The following is a 23024-nucleotide window of genomic DNA, read 5'->3' as shown; positions in this document are numbered from 1 at the left end:
CTAACTCTGCCAACGTGGCAAGATTTACCCGGTGGCAGGAAACTTGATTAGCAACAATTACCATGAATTTTAAGGACATGCTTAACCGCAACAAAGCCGGTAAGGCATCAAATAAAAATACAGTGAATACAGAAAATAACGAATACGAACAAAACCCGGCAGAAGAAGAGTTGAACGTTGATCCGCAAGCACCTGTTGCTGATGAGCAACCGGAAACTGAGGGATTGTCTGCCGAAGATAAATTGAAAGCCGACCTGGTTAGCGCGAATGACAAATACCTGCGCCTGTATGCCGAGTTTGACAATTTCCGTCGCCGTACCAACAAAGAGCGTGCGGATGAAAGGCTTAATGCCGGCAAGGATACCATTACAGCTTTATTGCCGGTATTGGATGATTTTGAGCGCGCTATAAAAGCAATGGATACCGCGACAGACATCATCCCGGTTAAAGAAGGTGTGGCGCTTATTCAAAATAAATTAAAGAAAGCTTTAGCTGCAAAAGGCCTTACAGAGATGGAGGCCAAGGGTGTACCTTTTGACGCTGATATCCACGAGGCGATAACCAGCATCCCCGCCCCTTCTGACGACCTTAAAGGTAAAGTTGTGGATGAGTTAGAAAAAGGTTATTACTTAAACGAAAAGGTGATACGCTTTGCCAAAGTTGTTGTTGGAGCGTAGAAAATGAAAGAATGATTGAATTAGTGAATGATAGAATTTTCACTATTTATCATTTAAAGATACTGGAAAAGATGACTGATGTAGCGATGATAGCTTTTTAATTCTATCATTCTATCCTTCGCTCATTCTATCATTAAATAAGATGGCAAAAAGAGATTATTACGATATTCTTGGCATAAGCAAAGGTGCCAGCGCGGACGAGATTAAAAAAGCGTACCGCAAAATGGCTATAAAATACCACCCCGATAAAAACCAGGGTGATAAAGAAGCCGAAGAGCATTTCAAGGAAGCTGCTGAAGCTTACGAAGTGTTAAGCAACAACGATAAGCGCGCACGTTACGATCAGTTTGGCCATGCGGCAAACGCCGGCTCTGCTGCAGGTGGCGGTTATGGCGGCGGCATGAATATGGAGGACATATTCAGCCAGTTTGGGGATATATTCGGCGGCGGCAGTCCGTTTGGCGACTTTTTTGGTAACAGCGGCGGTCGCCAGGGCGGCGGCGGACGAAGGGTTGCCCGTGGCAGCAATCTGCGCATAAAGGTTAAGCTAACTCTGGAAGAAATTGCTAATGGTGCAGAGAAAAAGATTAAAGTTAACAAACAGGTTGTCTGTAAAACCTGCGATGGTACCGGTGCCAAAGATAAATCGGCATTTCAAACCTGTTCTACCTGCGGCGGCCAAGGTTCTGTACGCAGGGTGACCAATACTATTTTAGGCCAGATGCAAACTACCAGCACCTGCCCTACCTGTAATGGCGAAGGCTCCGTTATTACATCAAAATGTAATGTATGCCATGGCGACGGTGTTGTTCGCGGCGAGGAGACCATCAGCATAAACATTCCGGCCGGTGTAAGCGAAGGCATGCAATTAAGCATGAGCGGCAAAGGCAATGCGGCCCCACGGGGCGGTGTGCCGGGTGATTTGATCATCCTGATAGAAGAGATCCCTCATGAAACATTGAAGCGCGACGGAAACAATGTGATCTATGATCTGCATATCAGTTTTGTGGACGCGGCTTTAGGATCAAGCGTAGAGGTGCCAACCATCGATGGTAAAGCTAAGATCAAGATAGATGCCGGCACCCAGGGGGGTAAAATATTACGCCTGAAAGGTAAAGGCGTGCCTGAGGTTAACTCATACCATCGCGGTGATCAACTGGTACATATCAACATTTGGACACCAAAGGCACTGAATAAAGAAGAACGCGACCTATTGGAGAAATTGCAGGATTCGCCAAACTTTAAACCCGCGCCCGGCAAGAACGAGAAAAGTTTCTTTGAACGGATGAAGGAGTACTTTGAGTAGACTCAAGAATCAAGAGACAAGAATCAAGATGCGTCATATAGAGGCTCTTGAGATATAAGCATATTACAACTAAAACGCCCGCTGAATTAGCGGGCGTTTTAGTTATCGAAGCATCTCAGCCAACACGCCTTCTTTTAAGGAGTATACCGACATTGCTGTGCTTCTGATATTTAATTTTTGGATAAGATAACGCGTTACTACAGACGAAACCACTATCATGTCGGTGCGTACATGCGGAATGTGTTTGTTCGCGGCCCGTTCCGGATGCGTCGAACAAATAAGGTCGGCCAGCTGCCGCATCAATTCGTTTTGATCAAACCTACATGCTTTAATTGTCGCCATGTCGAAGTCATTGCCCTTTTGTGACTCAATCAATTCTGCAAATGTTTCAAACGCGCCTGATGATCCCACCAGATTGGTAACATTGTGTTCGGTTGTTGCAGCATACATATCCGGCAATACCTCATCCAGATACCTTTCCAGATCGGCGATCTCATCAGCACTGATCGGGTCTGAGTGATGAAATTGCTTCATCAGCCGGGCTGCTCCTATTTCGTAACTGCGTTTCCAGAAAATACTTTGGTTATCGCAAATGATAAACTCTATACTTCCGCCGCCTATGTCAAGTATCAGGCTAATATCAGAAGGCAAAATTCCGGTCGACCGTACCCCTTGATAGATATAACCGGCCTCTGTCTCGCCATCAACAGAAACGATCTCGATGCCGGTTTCGCTTTTTACTTGCTGGATAAAGTCAGTCCCGTTTTTAGCACTGCGTAACGCCGATGTGCCGATAGCCTTGATATCGGTTACACCAAACTTGTCGATTGCTTTCTTAAAGTTCACTAAAGCTGCAACGCCCCGTTCAAAAGCCGACGCTTTGATATAACCGTCGGGCATGCCATCCTCACCTAAACGCGTAGAGTTTTCCAGGTGGCACCGGGTTTTAAAATGGGCACCATCTTTTTCTGCAATAAGCAGATGAAAAGTGTTGGTGCCCAGATCCATTACGGCAATGCGGCGCGGCATGCTGCTATTCTTTGTAGAAGAACCATTTGCTTAGTTCCTTGTAGCTTGCTTTTTTGCCGTACATTAAAATACCTACACGATAAATTCGGGCAGCCACCCAAGCTGTAAATAAAAATCCGACAACCATTAAACACATCGATATGGCTAACTGCCATACCGGAACGTTAAATGGCAGACGTACCATCATTGCTACAGGCGCTGTAAATGGTATCATAGACAGCCATACTGCCAGCGGACTGTTCGGCGCCTGGAATAGCACAGACACAGATAAGAAATAGGTAAACAGCAATGGCAAAGTTATGGGGAACATAAATTGTTGTGTCTCTGTCTCGCTGTCTACTGCAGAACCAACGGCGGCAAATAAGGCACTATACAACAAATAGCCGCTTGTAAAGTAAAACAGAAAACAGCTTAATATATAACCAAATTGGATTGTTTTAAGTCCGTTGATTAAAGTCATGATGGCACCACCTTGCGGGCCAACCGCGTGGCCTGCAATTTTGCTGGCAACTACTGAAAGTACGATCCACGCCGCAAACTGCGTTAAGCCAACCAGACCTACGCCAATGATCTTGCCCAGCATTAATTGAAAGGGCTTTACCGATGAAATAATTACTTCTATAATACGGCTGGTCTTCTCCTCTATTACACCACGCATTACCTGCGCGCCATAGATGAATAAAGCCAGGTAGATTAATATCGAACACGCGATGGCCACGCCGACGTTTGCGCCGATGTTGGCATCTTTATCGCCGGTTTCTGTGATCTCAATCGCTTTTAACGAAATATCGCTTTTGCTGATCACCTGCACCAGCGACGCATCTATGTGATGTTCTGCAAAGTTGTGCTGAATGGCGATATCATTCATTTGCTTTTCAATAGATGAGGTCATCTTTACAGAAGGTTTCTTGGCAGAAAATATCTCCACAGAATCTTTCGCGCTATAGTTAGCTGGTATATATAATACACACACGCCTTCCTTTTTATAGGATTGCTTCTTAGCCTCTTTTAAAGACAGATTGGATTTCTCGAATTTGATGTTCGGCTCGTTGTGAAATTTATCTTTAAAAATATTGCTTTGATCTATTACCTTTACGGTTTGCTGGGTATCAAGGTCGCTGCTGTTTTTAGCAATAAATGCCGTTAACGCGCCCATGCCAATGATAAGAAGGGGCACAACGAAGATCATGATGATGAATGATTTTTTGCGCACGCGGGTAAGGTATTCGCGGCTTATGATAAGTAAGATTTTGTTCATGGGGTCTTAGGCTATTTGATTTACTTTCTGAATAAAGATCTCGTTCATGGTCGGTATCACTTCTTGCAGCATGCTTACACGGGCTTTAGGCATAAAATAACCCAATATATCGTTAGAGGTGCTGCCGGGTTTAAGCTTAAGCTTTACCGTGTACAAACCTTCGTCTTCAGATACGTTTTGCTGCAATTCAAAGGGCTCAGTCCCGTTAACTACAATTGGTTCTCCTGCATACTCTAGTAGGTACACATCATTACGGTACGACCGGCGGATAGCTTTAACCTTGCCGTCTAATATTTTATGCGATTTATTGATCAGCGCAATGGAATCGCAAAGCTCTTCTACAGACTCCATGCGGTGAGTAGAGAAAATAATGGTTGCGCCTTTTTTATTAAGGGCAAGTATTTCATCTTTTATGATCTCGGCATTAACAGGGTCAAATCCACTAAAGGGTTCGTCGAGGATCAGCAACTCTGGTTCGTGCAGAATGGTCGCAACAAACTGGGCCTTTTGCTGCATACCTTTAGAAAGTTCTTCTACCTTTTTATTCCACCAGCTTTCCATACCCAGTTTTTCAAACCAATATTTGATGCGAGTACGGGCTTTATCGCGGCTAAGGCCTTTTAATCTGGCCAGGTAGATCATCTGTTCGCCGATCTCCATCTTTTTGTACAAGCCGCGCTCCTCCGGTAAGTAGCCGATACGGTCGATGTGCGATTGATTAAGTTTTTCTCCGTTGAAAAGTACCTGCCCCGAGTCGGGCGCGGTAATTTGATTGATGATACGGATAAGTGAGGTTTTCCCTGCGCCGTTGGGCCCAAGCAGGCCAAACACTTTGCCGGTTTCTACTTCCAGGCTTACATCATCTAAAGCGGTATGGCCTGCATAACGCTTCACAATGTGATTAACACTAAGCATAATTGTGGGTCAAATAGTTTATGGGTTTTAAATTAGATAAAATTGTTCTTAAAATGTTACCGGCTATAAAAAAAATAGAATATCTACGCTTTAGACCGCTTTTGCGCAAATGCTCTATATTAGCTGATCTATCTGCTGCTTATGAAATTTATCTACACCTGCGTTTGCGTTGCATTGTTATTTTCAGGGACTGTAAACGCGCAACAGGCCAACCGTCAGGATACCGTGATCTCATCTTACAACCCGGCCGAACTGTTCGCACCTTTGTTTTATAAATATCGCGGCAGTCAAAACCATTCGGCCAATGGTGCGCCGGGGCCAAAATATTGGCAAAACCGTGCTGACTACATTTTAAACGCCACTATCGACACCATCGCTAACACGCTTACCGGCAATGCCACTATCAACTACAAAAATAACAGCCCGGACAAACTGGACTTTCTATGGCTACAGCTTGACCAAAACACCTACAAAGCAGACGCGCTTTCAAACAGCTTTACCAGCTATGTGGCGAAAGAGCGCACCAGGGGCTACGAAATATCTTCTGTAACGGTTACAGTAAACGGCAAGACACAAAAAGCCAATTACCTGGTAACAGATACCCGCATGCAGATTAAACTGGCCTCACCACTTAATGCAGACGGGGGTACAATTTCGATCAATATTGCCTACAAATACACCATCCCCGGAACATTTGGCAACCGCACCGACTGGAACCAAACTAAAAACGGTAAGATTTATGAAATAGCCCAGTGGTACCCGCGCATGTGTGTCTACGATGATGCACAAGGCTGGGATACGCTGCCCTTTTTAGGCTCGGGAGAATTTTATTTAGAGTACGGCGACTTTGATTACAAGGTTACAGTACCTACGGGAATGATCGTTGCCGGTGCAGGCGAACTGCTTAATCCGCAGGAAGTATTGAACGCCTTGCAACTTGCGCGCCTTGCAAATGCACGAAAGAGCGACAAAACTATAATGATCCGCACAGCGGATGAAGTATTAACGGCAACAAAAACATCATTAAAGGGCACTAAGACGTGGCACTTTAAAATGCTGAACACCCGCGACGTGGCCTTTGGTGCGTCGTCGGCATATATATGGGACGCGGCTAAAGTAAATCTGCCCAACAACAAGCCTTGCCTGGCTATGTCTGTCTATCCTGTTGAAAGTGCCGGCAATGATGCGTGGGGGCGGGCGACGGAATACCTGAAAGAATCCATCGAATACTTTTCAAAGAAATGGTTTGTGTATCCGTGGCCGGTTGCGATTAATGAAGCCGGAACCGCTGCGGGCATGGAGTATCCCGGTATAGTGTTCGATGGCATTACCGACAAAGGCAAAGAACTGTATTGGGTAACGGCGCACGAGATCGGCCACAACTGGTTCCCTATGATCGTAGGCTCAAACGAACGCCGCTTTGGCTGGATGGACGAAGGCTTCAATACATTTATTGATGTTTATGCCTCTGATAATTTTAATGGAGGAGAATATGCGCCGAAGCGCGACGATGAATATGCGCCTAAAGGTGGCTATCCTGCTGACGAAATTGTGCCTACAATTTTAGATCCTAACGCGCCTACGATTATGTCGATACCCGACGCCACGCCCGAGAAATACCGGCACCCGATCACCTATTTTAAACCCGCGTTGGGTTTGGTCATGCTGCGCGAGCATATCTTAGGGCCGGCCCGTTTCGATTACGCGTTTAAGCATTACATAGAAACCTGGGCGTACAAACATCCACAGCCTGAAGATTTTTTCAGGTCGATGGAAAATGCCGCCGGAGAAGACCTTAGCTGGTTTTGGCGAAGCTGGTACTATAACAACTATAAGCTTGATGTGGCGGTGATCGATGCACGGTATGCGGATAAAGACAAGAAGCGAGGACTTAACGTTACCATCGCCAATAAAGAACAAATGGCTATGCCCGTAAAGGTGGCTGTAAAATTTAAAGACGGCGGCATCATGTATAAACGATTACCGGTTGTTACCTGGATACAAAATAAGATTGCGGTGATAAACTTAGAGACCATAAAGGAAATCGCGTCTGTAGAATTGGACCCGGATCACGAGGTACCGGATATCAACCGTGCAAACAACTCGATAAAAGTGAAGTGATTAAACAGTTTGCTTTTTACGCAGCATATTTTTGGCGCCTCGCAATAACTTCAGCGTCTCGTCCCAGCCGATTTTGTAAGTGTCTTTAAGCGTGAACTGCGTGTATTTCTGAAGGTAAACGTAGGCTATGCCGTAGCCTATTAATACAGGGATAATGGTGCCAAATGCTATGCCGTACACGCTTTTAAAAATGTAGACACCAAGGAAATCGCCGACCAGGTTACCTATCACCATAAAGAACAGCTTTATCATATTAACCCTCGGCTGGTTTATGGCATCAAGCGTAAGTGCCATGTAACGTTCTATTGGATATAAAAGCGCGAAGCTCATGAAAATACGCAACACGTTGGCCGCCGGGGTGCTCAGGTAATGTTTGTCAACAATCCATACGCCTACTTCGGCAAAGGCCAGGGAGCCTGCAACAATAGGCAGCAGTAAAATAGTTGTCATGCCGGCATATTTTTTCAGCAGGTAGATACAGTACGACTTCTCTCCCCTGTTGTAAGCTGCTGCAAGCGGCGCGATGATAGTCGCGGCGAAACTGCGGAGCGGTATCTCCACCAGTTCCATTAGCCTTAAACCCAAATTGTAAATAGCTAATGCGCTCGGCCCAAGGGTAAAGTTTATAATGTAGGTATCCGTGGTGCTAAACAGGTTTGTCCCCAATGCCGTGCCAATGCTGTACTTACCGTAATTAAATAAAGCCCTTACTGTAGTGCCTGTTTTGTTGATCAAAGTATTAATACGCGACCAGCCTGTAACAACTGTCATCAACCCGGTAACACCGCCGGCCACAAACCCGATGTAGATCACGTTCATTAGTGTTACCTTTTTTAATGCGATGAAAACAATGATGAGAATGATAGAGATTGATGTGCTTACCGACCTGATAATCAATAACCTATCAAAACGCTGTTCTGCCTGCAGGACGCAGCTGGCAATAAACGATGGCAGGGTAATAATGAATACCACACCTATCCATTTAAGTATGAGGTCTGTACCTGCATCTTTCACATGCCAGGGGCTAAATATGTAGCCAATGTTCACCATCACAATAATGGCGGTTATAATGAGCGAAAGATACCATGCCGACCCGGCAACGTCTGCCGCACGTTCTTTAGTAGTGCCCGCGTAACTGGTAATAAAAGCCGTACTTAAAAACCCCGCGCGTGATGTATCCACTAAACTAATAGTCCCCTGGAAGAAAAACCAAATACCCATATCGGGCATAGAGAGATAGTTGAAGAGGATGGCTACCTGTATCATGTTAAGCAAAGACATAATGGCGTTGCCAACCAGGTTTATAAAGTGCGGGTTTCTTAATTTTTGAAGAACTGCTTTAAACACAGATGGTAGTTATAAGTTAAATATTTTGCGGCAGCCTATTTTTTAAACCTTAGTTTGTAGGTGCTGTTAATTACCTTTCCTTTTAGGTAAACATAACGCAAAAATCTTATAAAAGCAGAATTGCTTAACTTCCAGGCACTGCGTACCATAGTGCTTGGTTCAACCTCGTCATGTCGGTGGGTAAACAATTCGCCGCGGTTGTAAATGAGTGCGCGGCCTTTTGCACGCAAAAAGCGCAGGCACATGTTGTATTCCGTAATGTCGCCTTTAATGCCTTCATCATAGCGACCGAATTTCTCAAAGAAGTTAGCGCGCCGTATGTGTGGATGGTCGCTATATACCCTGAATTTTAAATGGTCTGTATGCCACAACTGCGGCCTGAAGATCATTTCAGCAAAACCTAACTTGTAATCTTTAAGGTAGGGAAACGGCGCCCAAGGGAAGGTGTAAAACCGGATGATATCCCATTGGTGCTCTTCATTCATCAATTTTACGGCGTTCCTGAAATTTGGCACAAAGTCTGGCGTGGGTTCAAAGTCTTCCTGTACATAAAGCGTGTACTCGCTTTTCACCGCGTCCTGCCCCTTGTTAAGGTTATTACCTAAGCCCTTGTTTACAGGTGTGGTTACTAAAGTAAAGTTGTATTTCTGCTGCAATTCTTTTACAATGTCCAGATGTTCGGGGCGGCTGCCATCGTCAGAAACTACAATGTCATGAAACTTAAGCCCTTCCTTTACTACATCGCCCAAAAGCAAGCCCAAAGAATTACTGCGGTTGTAATGCGTAATAAGTAGCGTTACCTGGTCGAATGTATTATCAGACATCTTATTAAAATGATTTGATTGCGTAGTTAACCGGTGATCTTCCTTATAAAACGCTTTACCATTTGTATTTGGCGCTGAAGTTTGGTTACCGGTTTGTGATCTTTAAGCAGGGTCTGATTTAAATAACTGAAGAAGATATCCTGGTACGCTTTACTGTAAGGATAATTATCGTAAATAGGTTTATTGCCTATGTAATGGATCAATTTTCCACCCGGATTATTATTATCCACCAGGTGGTTCCATTCCGGGTCTAAGTGTAGCCAGCGGTTAGCCAATACAACGTTCAAACAGTACTGGTCGCCCCATTTGATATAACGCTGATACTTGGCGGCAGCCTCGAGCGCTTTGCTGGTCACGTCAAACTCAACCCACTTTTTGAAGTTGATAAGCAGCAGCCCCGCGTTAAAATACGGGTCGTCTGACTGGTAGCCCAGCGCTTCCCAGTTTTGCACACCTCCACCCCAAGAGCAGCCTAAGGTTACGATATTTGGGTCTTGCACCGCACCAATTATGTGGTTGCTTAGGTCCAGATCAAACAACTCTTTCAGGTCGCCGAGAACGATCATGTCCGAGTCGAGGTACAAAACCTTTTCAGTATCTGCCGGCATAAAGCTGGCGATGAACAACCTGAAGAATGTGGTTACCGGTAATCGCGGATTGTTAAAATATGGGATGTTAACGTTCTTCCCCATTACATCCTTTACCAAATGAAAGTGAAGTATGATCTCTGGTGATGTAAATGACTGCTTTATCTTTTCAACGTTCTCCGGCTTAATGCCATCATCAATGATGTAGATGTTTTTTATGGAGCCGGGAGAATTTATTTCGACAGATTTTATAGACGCCGCCAGCAAAGGCGCAAAGTTGTTATCACAAGCGTAAACAATGTTGTACTGCGGTTTTTCAACTGCCATAAACTATGGTATCGGAGTTTAATTGCAAGCCTCATATATCTATCAGGCCATTTCAAATATATCGATTAATATAAGGAAATTTTGATAAGGTTTACTTTTTCGCCTGTGGGCATCCGCAAACGGGCACTTATAGCATAATAGTTAAAAAATTAATCGCGCAATAAAGTCCTATTGTTTAAAGTACTTGTAATCGGCAAACCAATTAGCCAATAACAATGGCCATTCTTTCAGCGATTTAAATTCAGAGCGTTTACCCATATTAAACGCGTGGTTTCCTTTTGCAAAAATATGCAGCTCAGCATGCGCTCCAACCGCGCGATAAGCATTCAGTATCTTGATCAGCGGCAGCGAGCAGCATTCATCATCATTAGCGGCTACCAAAAATGCAGGTGGTGCACCTTTGGTAACTTTTTCGGGCACATATAACGGGCCGGGATAAGTCTCAATTACAAAGTCGGGTTTAGAGCTTAGCCTGTCTACCGGCTCTGTAGCGTTTGGTTTAGAGGGTGTGTTATCATACGCCACCATATTTGTTATCTCGCCGCCGGCAGAAAAACCCCAGATACCTATTCTGTTCGCGTCAATCCCCCATGCCGCAGCATTACTGCGGATTAGCCGCATAGCGCGGTTGCCATCTTCACGGCCATGAACCTCTATCTTATAATATGGCGTAAGCGTATCGCGGCCAAGGCGGTACTTCAGAACAATAGCTGCCACGCCAATGCTATTAAGAAACTTTGCAGGGTCATGCCCCTCAGACGTCATCACCAGCATGCGGTGACCACCACCAGGGCAGATCAATACTGCCGCACCTGTGGCCTTCTCTTTTGGCGGCAGGTAAACGGTTACAGACGGGTTGTTAATGTTGCTTGCATACACCGGGCCTTTTTCGGGAATATCTTTCTTTGACTCAAAGCCGGGTGCCCCGTTTTTCCAAAGAGAAATTACTGTAGAATCGCCTTGGGCAAAGGCGCTGATAGTAACAACCGATAACACTATCGACAAGAGATACTTCATAACTGGTGGCTGGTTAAATTTTCAAGATAAATGTAACAAAAGCGACAACACAAAATCAAATAGCAACACATGTTGCTCACATTCAACCAAAAACAGCTTTTATGAAATTAAAAGATCTATTTAAAAAAAGAGACACCGGCGGCAAGCCAAAGAAAACAAAATTGCGTGAGTGGATAGACGCGTTAGTTTTTGCCGTGGTGGCAGCTACGATCATCCGCGGATTGCTTTTTTCGGCGTACGCCATACCATCGGGCTCTATGGAAGGCACGCAGATGACGGGCGACTACCTATTTGTAAGCAAGTTTGACTACGGCGCACGCATGCCCATCACTCCTATCACCATCCCTTTTCTGGAACCGACGCTTGCCAACGGAAGCGTTAAGACATATTGGGACGGTTTGCAGCTACCTTATTTTAGGCTGCCCGGATTTTCGCATATAAAGAATGGCGACATAGTGGTGTTTAACATTCCGACGGATTCGATAAACAAGCCAATAGATATGAAAACTACGCTCATTAAGCGTTGTCAGGCTATCCCGGGCGATGAATTGAAGATCGTAAACAGTCAGGTTTATATTAACGGCAAAGCCGCTAAAAACGCTCCTAAGGCGCAGACATCTTACATAGTTACAACAGATGGGACAGATCTTAACCCGCAAGTAATACAAGACCTGCACATCGAGATCTATCAGCAAGGGCAAGCCAACAGCTATTTGATGATCATTCCCACAGATAGCTACAACACCTTTAAGAGCTTCAGTAACATCAGGTCGATCACTCCGGTGGTTACACCCGGCGGGCAATACGATCCCAGTGTTTTCCCGCACAGTCCGTTATACAAATGGAGTATAGATAATTACGGGCCATTGCTGGTGCCGAAAAAGAATTTGACCATTGCGCTTAACGATTCTACCGTGGCCCTGTATAAAAGCATCATCACCAACTACGAGCATAATACACTGAGCGGTTCGGCAAATAATTATACCCTTAACGGGGCAAAGGCAACCACCTACACCTTTAAAAGTAATTATTACTGGATGATGGGCGACAACCGCCACAACAGCGACGACTCGCGTTACTGGGGTTTTGTACCCGAAGAAAATGTGGTAGGCAAAGCCATGTTTACCTGGATGAGCATAGACAGCAGCGCCACATTTTTTAACAAAATACGCTGGAACCGTGTGCTGCGAAAAATAGAATAACGGCCTGTGCGCATCGTATTGCAGGCTAGAGAATAATTATAGCAGATATATGGTTTTAATTGACTACCTTGCGAGCTTAGTAACAATATAAATGAATACAGGAACAGTAAAATTTTACAATGAATCAAAGGGCTTCGGCTTCATCAAATCTGAAGATGGCGAAGAGATCTTTGTTCACGTAACAGGTCTGGTTGACAAGATCAGAGAGAATGACAGCGTAACTTTCGAAGTAAAAGACGGCAAAAAAGGACTAAACGCGGTTAACGTAAAGTTAGCTTAACCTTTTATAAATCATTCATGGAGCATCCCGGCAATACCGGGGTGCTTTTTATTTATTACAAGAATTTAAAAGAGAATACGAAATGGCAAAGTCGCAGGCGACATTTATGAAGAAGCAACTGGAGAAAAACCGGTTAAAGAAAAGAGAAGAAAAAGAAGAACGCAAGCAACAACGCAAAGAGAATTCAGCCGGTGGCGGTTTAGAAAATATGATGGCGTATGTTAACGAGTTTGGCGAAATAGTTGATACCCCGCCCGAGCCTAAAAAGCCAGCAAAAGATTAACATTGTTTAGTTGCAGTAAAAATATGTTCTTGTAAGCCGGCCGTTTTGACCGGCTTATTTTTTTAATGATAGTTTTGTATACCAATTATGTTGTCAGAGCCGTCATACCTAGCCGCGCGCATGGTTGCTTCTACTATTGAGAAGCATTTTGAAGATAATTTAGCTACAGCCCGCGATACAGGCGCCGAATGCCTTGCCACTATGCCACCACTTCATATTATAGAAGCCGTTATAGATGCCGCCTTTTGGGCCAGCTTGCAAAAAGAAGAAGGGCATCCTCCAAAAATATCTATCGCTTTGTTGCACCCTTCACAGGCAAGATTGCACTTGAAGTTTGGGACGCCGCTAAGGCTTACGCCGCATAATTTGAAAAAGCTTGCGCCAGCTGTTGAACGCCCTGGTGTACACCTGGCAGTTTGGAATAAAAACGATGAAGCATTTATCTGGGGAACATCCCACATATTGCCGGGCATTTGCTTTGTGCTGGAAGTGGTAGAACCCGGACTCATGATCATTAAGCACAGCCGCGCGGATGGCTTCGGTAAATTTGTGAACGTAGCTATCCTTAACGGCGACCAGGTAAAGTTTGTTGCTCCCCAAACCGGGGAAATGGCCGAGTATCCGGCAATGTTATCATCGCTGTTAGGTAAAACACTACCATCTTATTTATCCAATAAAGTTAATGTGCTGATAGAACTTGCTGCGGTGATGCGTGCCCATGGTCGGGGCGGCATTGTCGCCATTGTACCCAGCCACTCTGACAATTGGCGCAAATCTGTAGTGCACCCTATCACTTACCCCGTTGAACCGGCATACGATGCTATTAACAAACTAATGGTGAAGTACGAATTACAGGAGAATGTAACCCACTGGCAGGATAAGCTATTACAAGCCATAGAAATTGTGGGCGGGTTTACCGCGGTTGATGGAGCCACGATCATCAATCAGGATAATGAACTGCTGGCTTTTGGCGCTAAGCTTACCCGGTCTGACGATTCGCAGCGTATAGAGCGTATGAATGTGACTGAGCCGGTTATAGGTGCCGAGCCAAAGGTGTTGCACCCGGCACAAAACGGTGGCACACGCCATTTGGCTGCCGCGCAGTTTGTGCATGATCAGCGTGATGCCATTGCATTGGTAGCTTCACAGGATGGCAACTTTACGATATTCGCGTGGTCAGCTAAGTTGAATATGGTGCACGCCAACCGTATAGATGTGCTATTAATGTAGCTATTCCATCGCCGGAAGGCCCATAAATTCCCACTCTTCTTTAGATGGGCCAAATATCCCCGGTACCGGCAATCCAACCATACGCATAACAACCGTCATCTGGCTGCGGTGGTGGGTTTGATGAGCGATAATGATCTGTAGAAAACGGCCTTTTTTCCAGGTTTCGCCATACATAGGGATACCATCTTCCAATGCAGAATCTGTCCATTTGCTGCGCAGCGCCTGCGCAAAAACGCCGCAATACTTTTGATAGAGTTCAGTAATGCCTGCCATGGTTTCAGGCATAGGAGTTTCGGCAAGCTGGTCAGTTTCCAAAATACCTGCCGCCGCCGCCATTTCTGTAATGCTGTGCGTAATGTGCCACGCCAGTTTCTCGATCGTACGCACGTTTACATTTATTTCTTTCGATTTGGTGTCGTGCGTTATTTCTGTAAAGATCTTTAACGTGTTTGCTTCTTCACTTTTCCAATCGTTCAAAAAATCTTGAATATGGCGGTACATAGGGTCGTTTAAAATGATAATTTTTTTAGCATTCAAATTTTATAAAAACAAACGATGTTCCGTTAATAAATTTATAAACATTTCAAGAGTGATATAAAATGAAGAAGTGGGACGTAGCGCAAAAACTTCGTTCAGCAGGCTTAATTAATTACGGCTATTTCAGTAAACTCAGTAAAAATTCCAATTTATATAAAATACATCTTCAAATATTTGAAATTTTGAATAAATTTGAGCCGAATTTTAGCTTTTAGTAATTTCAAAGAAGCAACTATCCCCTTTTCAATAAAAAATGGCATCAAAACTGGAGTACATTTGGCTTGACGGTTACAAACCCACACAAAGTTTACGCAGCAAAACAAAAATTGAACACAATTTTAGCGGAAAATTAGAAGATTGCCCGCTTTGGAACTTCGATGGCTCATCAACAGAGCAGGCACCGGGCGGATCCTCTGACTGTGTCTTGAAACCGGTATTTATTTGCAAAGATCCGCAGCGTAAGAAAGCTTACCTGGTAATGTGCGAGGTTTTAAATCCTGATGGCACCCCGCACGATAGCAACGGCCGCGCACACATAGAAGATGATGACAACGATTTTTGGTTTGGTTTCGAGCAGGAATACTTCTTATGGAACCCCGAGACTAATAAGCCATTAGGCTTCCCTGATAATGGCTACCCGGTGCCGCAAGGCCCTTATTACTGCTCTGTAGGTGCTAAAAACGCATATGGCCGCCGAATTGTAGAAGAGCATCTGGATGTTTGTCTTGAAGCGGGCTTGAACGTCGAAGGCATTAACGCGGAAGTTGCCGCGGGCCAGTGGGAGTTTCAAATATTTGCGAAAGGCGCCAAAGAAGCCGGCGACCAGATCTGGGTTGCACGTTATTTATTAGAGCGTATCGGCGAGGAATACAACGTAGCCATTAACTGGCATTGCAAACCATTGGGCACCTTAGACTGGAACGGATCTGGCATGCATGCCAACTTCTCTAACACGCTGCTTCGTACCGCTGCAAGCCAGGAGACCTATACAAAGGTATTAGAGGCTTTTCGTCCGGTAGTGAAAGAGCATATAGAAGTTTATGGTGCAGACAACCACATGAGATTAACCGGGAAACATGAAACGGCTTCGATAAATGATTACAGCTATGGCGTGTCAGACCGCGGCGCATCTATCCGCATTCCGTTGTTTACCGTACAAAAAGGCTGGAGCGGTTACCTGGAAGACCGTCGCCCTAACTCTGCTGCCGACCCATACAAGGTAGCAGCCAGAATTATCAAAACCGTAAAATCGGTGTTATAACAGCCCTTATTTTAGTTTTACTATACAAAGCCCGGTCAACAGCCGGGTTTTTTTTATTGAATAATTTACTTATTCAAACAGATTTCGCATTTTTACGCCCGAGCCGAAACATCCCTGACCCGATTTACATTTACCTATTTTGTTGATACAGTTTATTTTGAATGGATAGTTTGAATAAAGGCGCTTTTAATTTTTTTAGATCAGACACGCAGCGCGACCTTGCATTACTTACCAAAGCACTTGATGCTTCGATATCAGGCATTATTATAACAGATAATACCCTGCCCGATAACCCGATAGTTTATTGCAATAATGCTTTTCTGGAAATAAGCGGTTACGATCGCACCGACATCATCGGTCACAATTGCCGCTTTTTGCAAAAAAATGATCGCGATCAACCAGAACGTGAGTTACTAAGAAAAGCTATCGAAAATGGCGAAAGCTGCGTGGTTGATATCCGCAACTATAAAAAGGACGGTACGCTATTCTACAATAACTTATTTGTATCGCCGGTTAAGGATGAAAACGGTAATGTGCAATTCTTCATTGGTGTACAAAATAACGTAACTCAGCGCGTTAAGGCCGAGATAAAGCTTCGCGAGCAACAAGCGCTGATGGAAAAACGCATTGTCGAGCGTACGCAGCACCTTAAAGAGAGCAAAGATTATTTGAACAGTATCGTTCAGACAGTTAGGGAAAGCCTCATCGTTTTAGACCCAACCTTTAAAATCCTTAGTGTTAACGACCACTTTATAAAAGTATTTAAAGTTACCCGTGATGATACCATCGGCAAGGAAATGTATGAATTAGGCAACGGCCAATGGAACATTCCGCGTCTTAAGGAACTACTAGAGACAGTACTGCCCACCAATAACCCTGTAGAGGAGTTTGAGGTTGAGCACGATTTCCCGCGTATAGGCCACAAACTGATGGTATTGAATGCTTACCGGGTAGAACTTGAAGGCGAATATAAAGACCGCATCCTCATCGCCATTGAAGACATTACTGACCGACGCGAGATCGAGCGCCGTAAAGATGATTTCCTTTCTATTGCCAGCCACGAACTAAAAACGCCGCTCACCACTATCAAAGGTTTTATACACCTGATGAAAAGCACTGTGCCGGCTGAGGCGGATGGTAAATTTAAAGCCGCTCTTGAAAAGACGGATGTTTATGTAGAACGCTTGAACAGCCTTATTGCAGAACTGCTTGACGTATCTCGCATTCAAACCGGCAACATCGAGCTGCATAAAGAAGACTTTGAGTTCGACAAGATGGTTGCCGAAACTGTGGACGGCCTGCAAACCGCCACCAAATCGCACCAGATAACTGTCGACGGCGCCACTCACAGCATTTACAACGGCGACGAGTCGCACATTATACAGGTGCTCAACAACCTGCTGTCTAACGCCATAAAATACAGTCCCGGATCAGACAAAGTGCGTGTGCATCTGTCAGAAGTGGGCAATTACATCAAGGTGTCTGTAACCGACTACGGCCTGGGCATTAACCACCAGGACCAGAAAAAAATATTCGACCGTTTTTACCGCGTAGGCGAAATTCAGCAGCATTATCCCGGCATGGGCATCGGCCTGTATGTTTGCGACCAGATCATCAAAAACCACGGCGGATCGCTTTGGGTAGAGAGCGAACCTGGCAAGGGATCAACTTTTAGCTTCACACTGCCCGTACATACCGAGCATCAACAATGAATAAGACACTTTTAATTTGCGACGACGATGCCGGCATCGTTGATATGTTGGAAATGATGTTTGAAGGCACGGGTTACAATATCATTCCGGTTCTTGATAGTTTACAGGTAATGGACGTCATTGAAAAACAGAAACCTGACGTGTTGATCCTTGACCTGTGGATGCCCGTACTATCTGGCGACCAGGTGCTGAAGACACTGCGTAGTAACTCCGAAACTAAGGACCTGCCGGTTATTGTGGTATCTGCCAGCCGCGACGGCGAAAAAATTGCCCGTGAGGCCGGCGCTACAGATTACGTGTCAAAACCTTTTGATATGGACCTGCTGATGACCAAGGTTGATAAGTTTGCGGGTGCAGCTTAGCTTGCTTATTTTCAGGCTTTAACATAGACCCAGGTAGTAATGCCCGACGCCATTGTGGCGATAACACGCTTGTAATTACTGCCTTCGTAAGTGTCAACCTTTTCAAACTCGTGGTGCTCTACCTGGTAAACCATACCCTCTACCCGGTCGGTAACGTTGCCGGTATGTACTAGGGCCAGGTGTTCGGCTTGTCCGCTGGTTTCAACCACGCCTTCGTCGGCAATGGTAATGGTAGTCGTAACGTAACCCACCAAAGCATCTTTAAAGCCCTTAAGCTTCCGGCCGAATGTTGTCAGCTGCACAGCCTCTAACTGCAGCGTTCCATATGAAAATAGATTTTCTTCCATAAATGTAAGGGTGCAAGTTAGGGGTTAGTAATGGAAAACTGTCTATGATAAACAATTTTGAGAACAAACACAAAAGTTGTCATGCTGAGCCTGTCGAAGCATCGGGTGCGTGTGCTAAATTAAGTTTGTACAGTTGCCCCGCTTAGTGTTGTTACTTCTTTTGGCCGTCAAAAGAAGTAACCAAGAAAACTCGCGGCTGCACCCTGCGCTACAATAGTTTCTGCTGTTTCAAATGTTGTGGTTACCGCACAGACTGATGCCGCATTTTTTCGGTGTTCTAAATGCAGTGCCAACAAATCTACGCCAGAGCACAATTTGCCTCACCCCCCTTCCGATAGCTATCGGGACCGCCTCCACAAGAGAGGGGCTTTCAAAGTCCTCCCTCCCGGGGAGGATTAAGTGGAGCATATTAAGCAAACCCTAAGCGGCGAATGAGCGATGCTTCGACAGGGTCAGCATGACATAACGGAAATTTTGGTGAGAATACCTCTCCGAAAAGAAGGGCGTCCAAAGTCCTCCCTCCCGGGGAGGATTTAGGTGGGGCGTTTTAAACAAAGCCTTAGCGGTGAGTGAGCGGAAGATTGCTCACCCCAAACCCCTCTCCGAAAGAGAGGGGCTTAGAAGTCCTCCCTTTTGGGAAGGATTTAGATGGGGCGTATTAAACAAGCCTTAGCGGCGAATGAGCGATGCTTCGACAGGCTCAGCATGACATAACGGAAATTTTGGTGAGAATACCTCTCCGAAAAGAAGGGCGTCCAAAGTCCTCCCTCCCGGGGAGGATTTAGGTGGGGCGTTTTAAGAAAGCACTAGCGGCGAATGAGCGGAAGATTGCCTCACCCCAAACCCCTCTCCGAAAGAGAGGGGCTTAGAAGTCCTCCCTTTTGGGAAGGATTTAGATGGAGCGTAATAAGCAAAGCACTAGCGGCGAATGAGCGGAAGATTGCTTCACCCCTTTCGATAGCTATCGGGACCTCTCTCCACAAGAGGAGCTTTCAGTCTTTTGCCTCGGGTCAAGTTTTATAGAGGCATACACCTGTGGCTTTTAATGCCAGCGGGCAGCTTCGGATGGAAACGCGAGCCGCTACTGAGGGCATGTGTGATGAGGGCCATGCGAGCGTTTCGCAGGGTGGCGTGTGCGACAAGAAGCCTTTCGCTGGCTTGGCCTTTTTTGGACACTTTTGTGGCTAAGACAAAAGTGTCGAGCCTAAGCGGCGAATGAGCGATGCTTCGACAGGCTCAGCATGACACAGGGAGTTGAACGCTAAAATTGCCTCACCCCTCCCGATAGCTATCGGGACCCTCTCCGAAAGAGAGGGGCTTTAACATCGGAAAGATCAATTCTCTTCTTTAAAAAACACCTTGTAGTAATTCATACCCTTACCATCATCAAAACCCTTTTCTATTAGCTCCTTGTTGCCATGAATATAAATATGAAAGTTCTTATCCAGCTTAAGCACGCTTTTATAAACGCGCGACTGCTTTTTTACTGCCGCGTCTGAGATGTCGAAACTATCCGGGATGGGTGTCTCAAACTCGTCTTCGTAGCCCTTTTTGTAATTAAGGAACGAGGCTATACCCTGTTCATTTCCTATCACTTCCTGGCCAAACTCCTCGGTATCGAAACTATCCTTTTCCTTAAAATATTTCATCGAGCGGTTCAGCAGGTCGATCTTGTCGGCTTTGCTCATCTCAAACTCGTCGTCGAGTTTTTCTGTGACAAAGTTTTTGTAAACGCCCAGTACGTTAGTGGTTTGGTTGTAATTGTCGTTGCGGACGCGCAGTTTCAGGAACTCGTCTTTCCAGTACACCGCGTCCTGGCCGCGGTTGGTATTGTCTATTACCGCCACTTTGTAGCCCTCTTCCTTTTCGGTGTTAAAGATGAGGCAGCCTTTATCCAGTTTGCGGATGTCTATCGCGTCCTGCTCGTAGCTTAGCCCGAAGCCGTCTTTTTGCGGAAAAACTTTTAGATAAGTTTCCTTGGTCTCCGACTTAAAGATGCCTATCGCGTTGTGCAGTTCGCCGTCAACCTGCACCTGCTCAAAGTAGGCAATGTACAGTTCGCCGGGTTTTATTTTGGGGTGGTTCTGGCTTTCATACAGGTGCTTTGCCAGTTGCTTGCTGTTCTCTTGGAACGACTCAGGCTCATCAAATATGGCCGAAGCGAAATGGTACACCTCGTTAAGGTTAAGGTCGCCGCTGGGATGGTACAGGCGGAAGATCTCATTCACCTTGTCGAACCCGCTCAGGAAATATTGCATCAACAGCTGACTAAGCAACTGGTCTTGTAGGGCAACCGGCTCGTCCGAAAGTACAAAACGCTCGTTCCGCAGTTTGTTGCCGATATGGTGGATTGCTAAGCTGTTAAGGCCGGCTTCAAGAAATGCGATCATAGTAAATATTTATACTGACAACATTATGACACAATGTCAACATCTCGCAAATTAAGTTAATGTAAAATTTACATATCTGACATTTTCAAGACAGACTGTCAATCAGTTATCAACATTTGTTTATTTTTCAACATTATTAAGAGATATTAAATATTGGCAATAAGATTGCTCTACACCTTCGCCTTATAACGAGGAAAGCCAAAAGGAGTGCAATCCTAATGGCTTTCGGTAATGTCAAGCAATCGAACTGTGGCAACAGAGATATTACTGGGACATCTGTTTTTCAACGTGCCAAAAGTATAAAAAGTTTTTTAACCGAAAACTTTTTATACTTTTTGTTTCCTCACCGATTGCCGGTTATTCTTCTTACCGGTTAAAAGAAGTCATTTAAATTATTTGACTATGGCCACGAATGGCAAATCAGGTGACAATCACCGACAAGGAGCGGTACGCTCAAGATCTCAAACGTTTAACCCTCAATCTGAACAATGGGTTAAAAGAAATTCCTATACAGGAAAATTTATGGATGTGAAACAGGATGGTACACCTTTCAAAGGCGTAAGAAAGGAGAATAAGAAATGAGTGAGGTATACGTTGTGGGATATGATCTAAACAAACCTGGGCAAAATTATGCGGGCTTAATGGAGGAATTAAAAAAATCTCCAAGTTGGTGGCATTATTTAGATTCAACTTGGCTTATTTATACTAAGGAATCTGCAACTCAATTACGAGATCGAATTTTAAATTGCGTAGATAATAGTGATAGATTACTTGTTATGGAAGTTACAAAGAATTATTCTGGATGGCTCCCGCAAGAAGCATGGACCTGGATTAGCAATCACTTAATATGAACGGCACACCACAACTTCCAAACATTTCATTAAATAAGCTTGGAGAATTTCAAAATGCTACGCCAGCCAAAAAGCGTAGCATTTTGAAATCTATAAAATTTCCGAGCACGTTTAAAAACGCTCGCTATAGTTCCCCTAAAAGTGCTTTTACAAACTTTATGGCAGATAAACATCATGACTACTCTATATTCGAAACAAAAAAAAATCTCATTGCCAAACGGGTAGCTGATACAAGTTGGAAGATTAATAATAAAGTCTGTTGTATGGAAGCTGTTGATCATTTAAAGACTATTTCTGAAACTACAGTAGTACCATATCTTACTTTTAAATCTCAAAAAGGCTTGCAAAAAGAATTTTCCAATATAAATATCGATGGGGTAGAGATAAATTTAAATCCTGATATAGTTTTGTTAGATAATAGGGATTTATCGATTAAAGGTGTAGTTAAGCTTGTTTTCTCTAAAAGCAGGGAAGTTGATTTTACCGAAGGCCAAATGATTTCGGGGTTGTTAAAATATCATATAGACAAACACTATGGTTTGAATATAGATCCTGTAAACTGTATGTCTATCGACGTTTTTCACGATAAACACGCTTTAGCTCCAGTGCATTTTGATGAACAATATAAAAAAATCAAAATGTCTTGTAAAGAGATATTGGAACTATGGCCATCTATATCAGCATAGTATCCCCAGCTACCGCAAGAGTCCCCGCTTGTGGGCATCACGCAGTCAGGGTTAATACAGGCCCGGTATTTAACAATAATCACGGGCACTGCTGTACAGGTATTCGTGCGCATAGTCAACAAGACCTGCCTCTACCGGATTATTATTTAAATAGTCTAAACTTACAAAGTAAAGACCTTCGGGGTCAAGAAATTTGTAGTTGCGGCTCACAAATTAAATATAGTATATATTTTCCCATACCACAAGCTAGGACGCTTGCGGTAGCGCAGGGTGTTCGATAAACGGGAGAGGCAGTCAAAATCACGGCGTTAGTTTAGCCACCCCTGGCCACACCATGGGGATGCTATGGCGATGGCACCTTAATTAATGACTTATAAGTATGGTTATGGCAATATCTTGTCGGCATTGATTAACATAAACTATTGATTTACAGGTATGAGCGCATCTTGTCAGCGAAATAAAACACGCGCACCCG

Annotated in this window: 23 protein-coding genes; 12 read left to right on the top strand and 11 right to left on the bottom strand. The window is 44.6% G+C overall.

Going from position 1 to position 23024, the window contains the following annotated elements:
- Positions 1-62: 62 nt before the first annotated feature.
- Together GO620_RS06110 and dnaJ are read left to right on the top strand one after the other, a co-directional pair.
- The gene (locus GO620_RS06110) at positions 63-677 is read left to right on the top strand and encodes a nucleotide exchange factor GrpE (protein WP_244139469.1); all 615 of its coding nucleotides are present in this window, start codon (positions 63-65) and stop codon (positions 675-677) included.
- A gap of 142 nt (positions 678-819) precedes the next feature.
- Complete coding sequence (gene dnaJ, locus GO620_RS06105) at positions 820-1983, top strand: molecular chaperone DnaJ (protein WP_157523596.1); 1164 nt, start codon at positions 820-822, stop codon at positions 1981-1983.
- Between the two features lie 102 nt (positions 1984-2085).
- Here the strand turns inward: dnaJ and GO620_RS06100 are convergent, their stop codons facing one another.
- From GO620_RS06100 to GO620_RS06090, 3 genes are read right to left on the bottom strand one after another with little or no spacing between them, the layout of a single operon-like run.
- Complete coding sequence (locus GO620_RS06100) at positions 2086-3012, bottom strand: Ppx/GppA phosphatase family protein (RefSeq protein WP_157523595.1); 927 nt, start codon at positions 3010-3012, stop codon at positions 2086-2088.
- 4 nt (positions 3013-3016) lie between these two features.
- Positions 3017-4270, bottom strand: coding sequence for an ABC transporter permease (locus tag GO620_RS06095; protein ID WP_157523594.1), 1254 nt, complete (start codon positions 4268-4270; stop codon positions 3017-3019).
- A 6-nt stretch (positions 4271-4276) separates the two neighbouring features.
- On the bottom strand, positions 4277-5185 hold the full coding sequence (locus GO620_RS06090) for an ABC transporter ATP-binding protein (RefSeq protein WP_157523593.1): 909 nt from the start codon (positions 5183-5185) through the stop codon (positions 4277-4279).
- A gap of 141 nt (positions 5186-5326) precedes the next feature.
- On the opposite strand from GO620_RS06090, the gene GO620_RS06085 reads away from it, so the two are divergent.
- Positions 5327-7306, top strand: coding sequence for a M1 family metallopeptidase (locus GO620_RS06085; protein ID WP_157523592.1), 1980 nt, complete (start codon positions 5327-5329; stop codon positions 7304-7306).
- Here the strand turns inward: GO620_RS06085 and GO620_RS06080 are convergent, their stop codons facing one another.
- From GO620_RS06080 to GO620_RS06065, 4 genes are all read right to left on the bottom strand, one after another.
- A complete protein-coding gene (locus tag GO620_RS06080; protein WP_157523591.1) occupies positions 7307-8653 on the bottom strand; it encodes a lipopolysaccharide biosynthesis protein in 1347 nt (448 codons plus the stop codon).
- A gap of 35 nt (positions 8654-8688) precedes the next feature.
- Entirely contained in the window at positions 8689-9477 is a 789-nt protein-coding gene (locus tag GO620_RS06075; protein WP_157523590.1) for a glycosyltransferase family 2 protein, read from the bottom strand.
- Positions 9478-9503: 26 nt separating this feature from the next.
- Positions 9504-10391, bottom strand: coding sequence for a glycosyltransferase family 8 protein (locus tag GO620_RS06070; protein ID WP_157523589.1), 888 nt, complete (start codon positions 10389-10391; stop codon positions 9504-9506).
- Between the two features lie 168 nt (positions 10392-10559).
- Positions 10560-11408 (bottom strand): alpha/beta hydrolase, encoded by an 849-nt coding sequence (locus tag GO620_RS06065; protein ID WP_157523588.1) that lies wholly within the window; start codon positions 11406-11408, stop codon positions 10560-10562.
- Between the two features lie 101 nt (positions 11409-11509).
- Between GO620_RS06065 and lepB the strand changes: the two genes are divergently transcribed.
- From lepB to GO620_RS06045, 4 genes are all read left to right on the top strand, one after another.
- Positions 11510-12610 carry a signal peptidase I gene (lepB, locus tag GO620_RS06060; protein WP_157523587.1) on the top strand — a complete coding sequence of 367 codons (1101 nt, stop codon included), beginning with the start codon at positions 11510-11512 and terminating at the stop codon, positions 12608-12610.
- A gap of 91 nt (positions 12611-12701) precedes the next feature.
- On the top strand, positions 12702-12890 hold the full coding sequence (locus GO620_RS06055) for a cold-shock protein (RefSeq protein ID WP_157523586.1): 189 nt from the start codon (positions 12702-12704) through the stop codon (positions 12888-12890).
- Positions 12891-12972: 82 nt separating this feature from the next.
- Positions 12973-13173 (top strand): hypothetical protein, encoded by a 201-nt coding sequence (locus tag GO620_RS06050; RefSeq protein WP_157523585.1) that lies wholly within the window; start codon positions 12973-12975, stop codon positions 13171-13173.
- Between the two features lie 120 nt (positions 13174-13293).
- The gene (locus GO620_RS06045) at positions 13294-14403 is read left to right on the top strand and encodes a putative sensor domain DACNV-containing protein (protein WP_244139468.1); all 1110 of its coding nucleotides are present in this window, start codon (positions 13294-13296) and stop codon (positions 14401-14403) included.
- Here the strand turns inward: GO620_RS06045 and GO620_RS06040 are convergent, their stop codons facing one another.
- Positions 14404-14940: a DinB family protein gene (locus GO620_RS06040; protein ID WP_244139467.1), complete on the bottom strand. Its 537-nt coding sequence runs from the start codon at positions 14938-14940 to the stop codon at positions 14404-14406.
- A 253-nt stretch (positions 14941-15193) separates the two neighbouring features.
- Here GO620_RS06040 and GO620_RS06035 point away from each other — a divergent pair, with 253 nt between their 5' ends.
- The 3 genes from GO620_RS06035 to GO620_RS06025 all read left to right on the top strand — a co-directional run bounded on the left by GO620_RS06035 (position 15194) and on the right by GO620_RS06025 (position 18275).
- Positions 15194-16201, top strand: coding sequence for a glutamine synthetase beta-grasp domain-containing protein (locus GO620_RS06035; protein ID WP_157523582.1), 1008 nt, complete (start codon positions 15194-15196; stop codon positions 16199-16201).
- Between the two features lie 161 nt (positions 16202-16362).
- Entirely contained in the window at positions 16363-17913 is a 1551-nt protein-coding gene (locus tag GO620_RS06030) for a PAS domain-containing sensor histidine kinase (RefSeq protein WP_157523581.1), read from the top strand.
- The gene (locus GO620_RS06025) at positions 17910-18275 is read left to right on the top strand and encodes a response regulator (protein WP_157523580.1); all 366 of its coding nucleotides are present in this window, start codon (positions 17910-17912) and stop codon (positions 18273-18275) included. The genes GO620_RS06030 and GO620_RS06025 overlap by 4 nt, the downstream gene beginning before the upstream one ends.
- Before the next feature lie 11 nt (positions 18276-18286).
- On the opposite strand, the gene GO620_RS06020 is transcribed toward GO620_RS06025, so the two are convergent.
- Both GO620_RS06020 and GO620_RS06015 read right to left on the bottom strand, forming a co-directional pair.
- Positions 18287-18622 carry a gamma-glutamylcyclotransferase family protein gene (locus GO620_RS06020; protein WP_157523579.1) on the bottom strand — a complete coding sequence of 112 codons (336 nt, stop codon included), beginning with the start codon at positions 18620-18622 and terminating at the stop codon, positions 18287-18289.
- A gap of 1334 nt (positions 18623-19956) precedes the next feature.
- The gene (locus GO620_RS06015; RefSeq protein WP_157523578.1) at positions 19957-21012 is read right to left on the bottom strand and encodes a nucleoid-associated protein; all 1056 of its coding nucleotides are present in this window, start codon (positions 21010-21012) and stop codon (positions 19957-19959) included.
- Between the two features lie 578 nt (positions 21013-21590).
- Here GO620_RS06015 and GO620_RS06010 point away from each other — a divergent pair.
- Entirely contained in the window at positions 21591-21863 is a 273-nt protein-coding gene (locus GO620_RS06010) for a hypothetical protein (protein WP_157523577.1), read from the top strand.
- Positions 21860-22549 carry a hypothetical protein gene (locus tag GO620_RS06005; RefSeq protein ID WP_157523576.1) on the top strand — a complete coding sequence of 230 codons (690 nt, stop codon included), beginning with the start codon at positions 21860-21862 and terminating at the stop codon, positions 22547-22549. The genes GO620_RS06010 and GO620_RS06005 overlap by 4 nt, the downstream gene beginning before the upstream one ends.
- Before the next feature lie 69 nt (positions 22550-22618).
- Here GO620_RS06005 and GO620_RS06000 read toward each other — a convergent pair whose 3' ends face one another.
- Complete coding sequence (locus tag GO620_RS06000) at positions 22619-22759, bottom strand: hypothetical protein (RefSeq protein ID WP_198173512.1); 141 nt, start codon at positions 22757-22759, stop codon at positions 22619-22621.
- Positions 22760-23024: the final 265 nt, after the last annotated feature.

The sequence above is a fragment of the Mucilaginibacter ginkgonis genome (genome assembly GCF_009754905.2).
GTDB classification, from domain to species: Bacteria; Bacteroidota; Bacteroidia; order Sphingobacteriales; family Sphingobacteriaceae; genus Mucilaginibacter; species Mucilaginibacter ginkgonis.
This window is presented reverse-complemented; position numbering and strand designations above follow the sequence as displayed.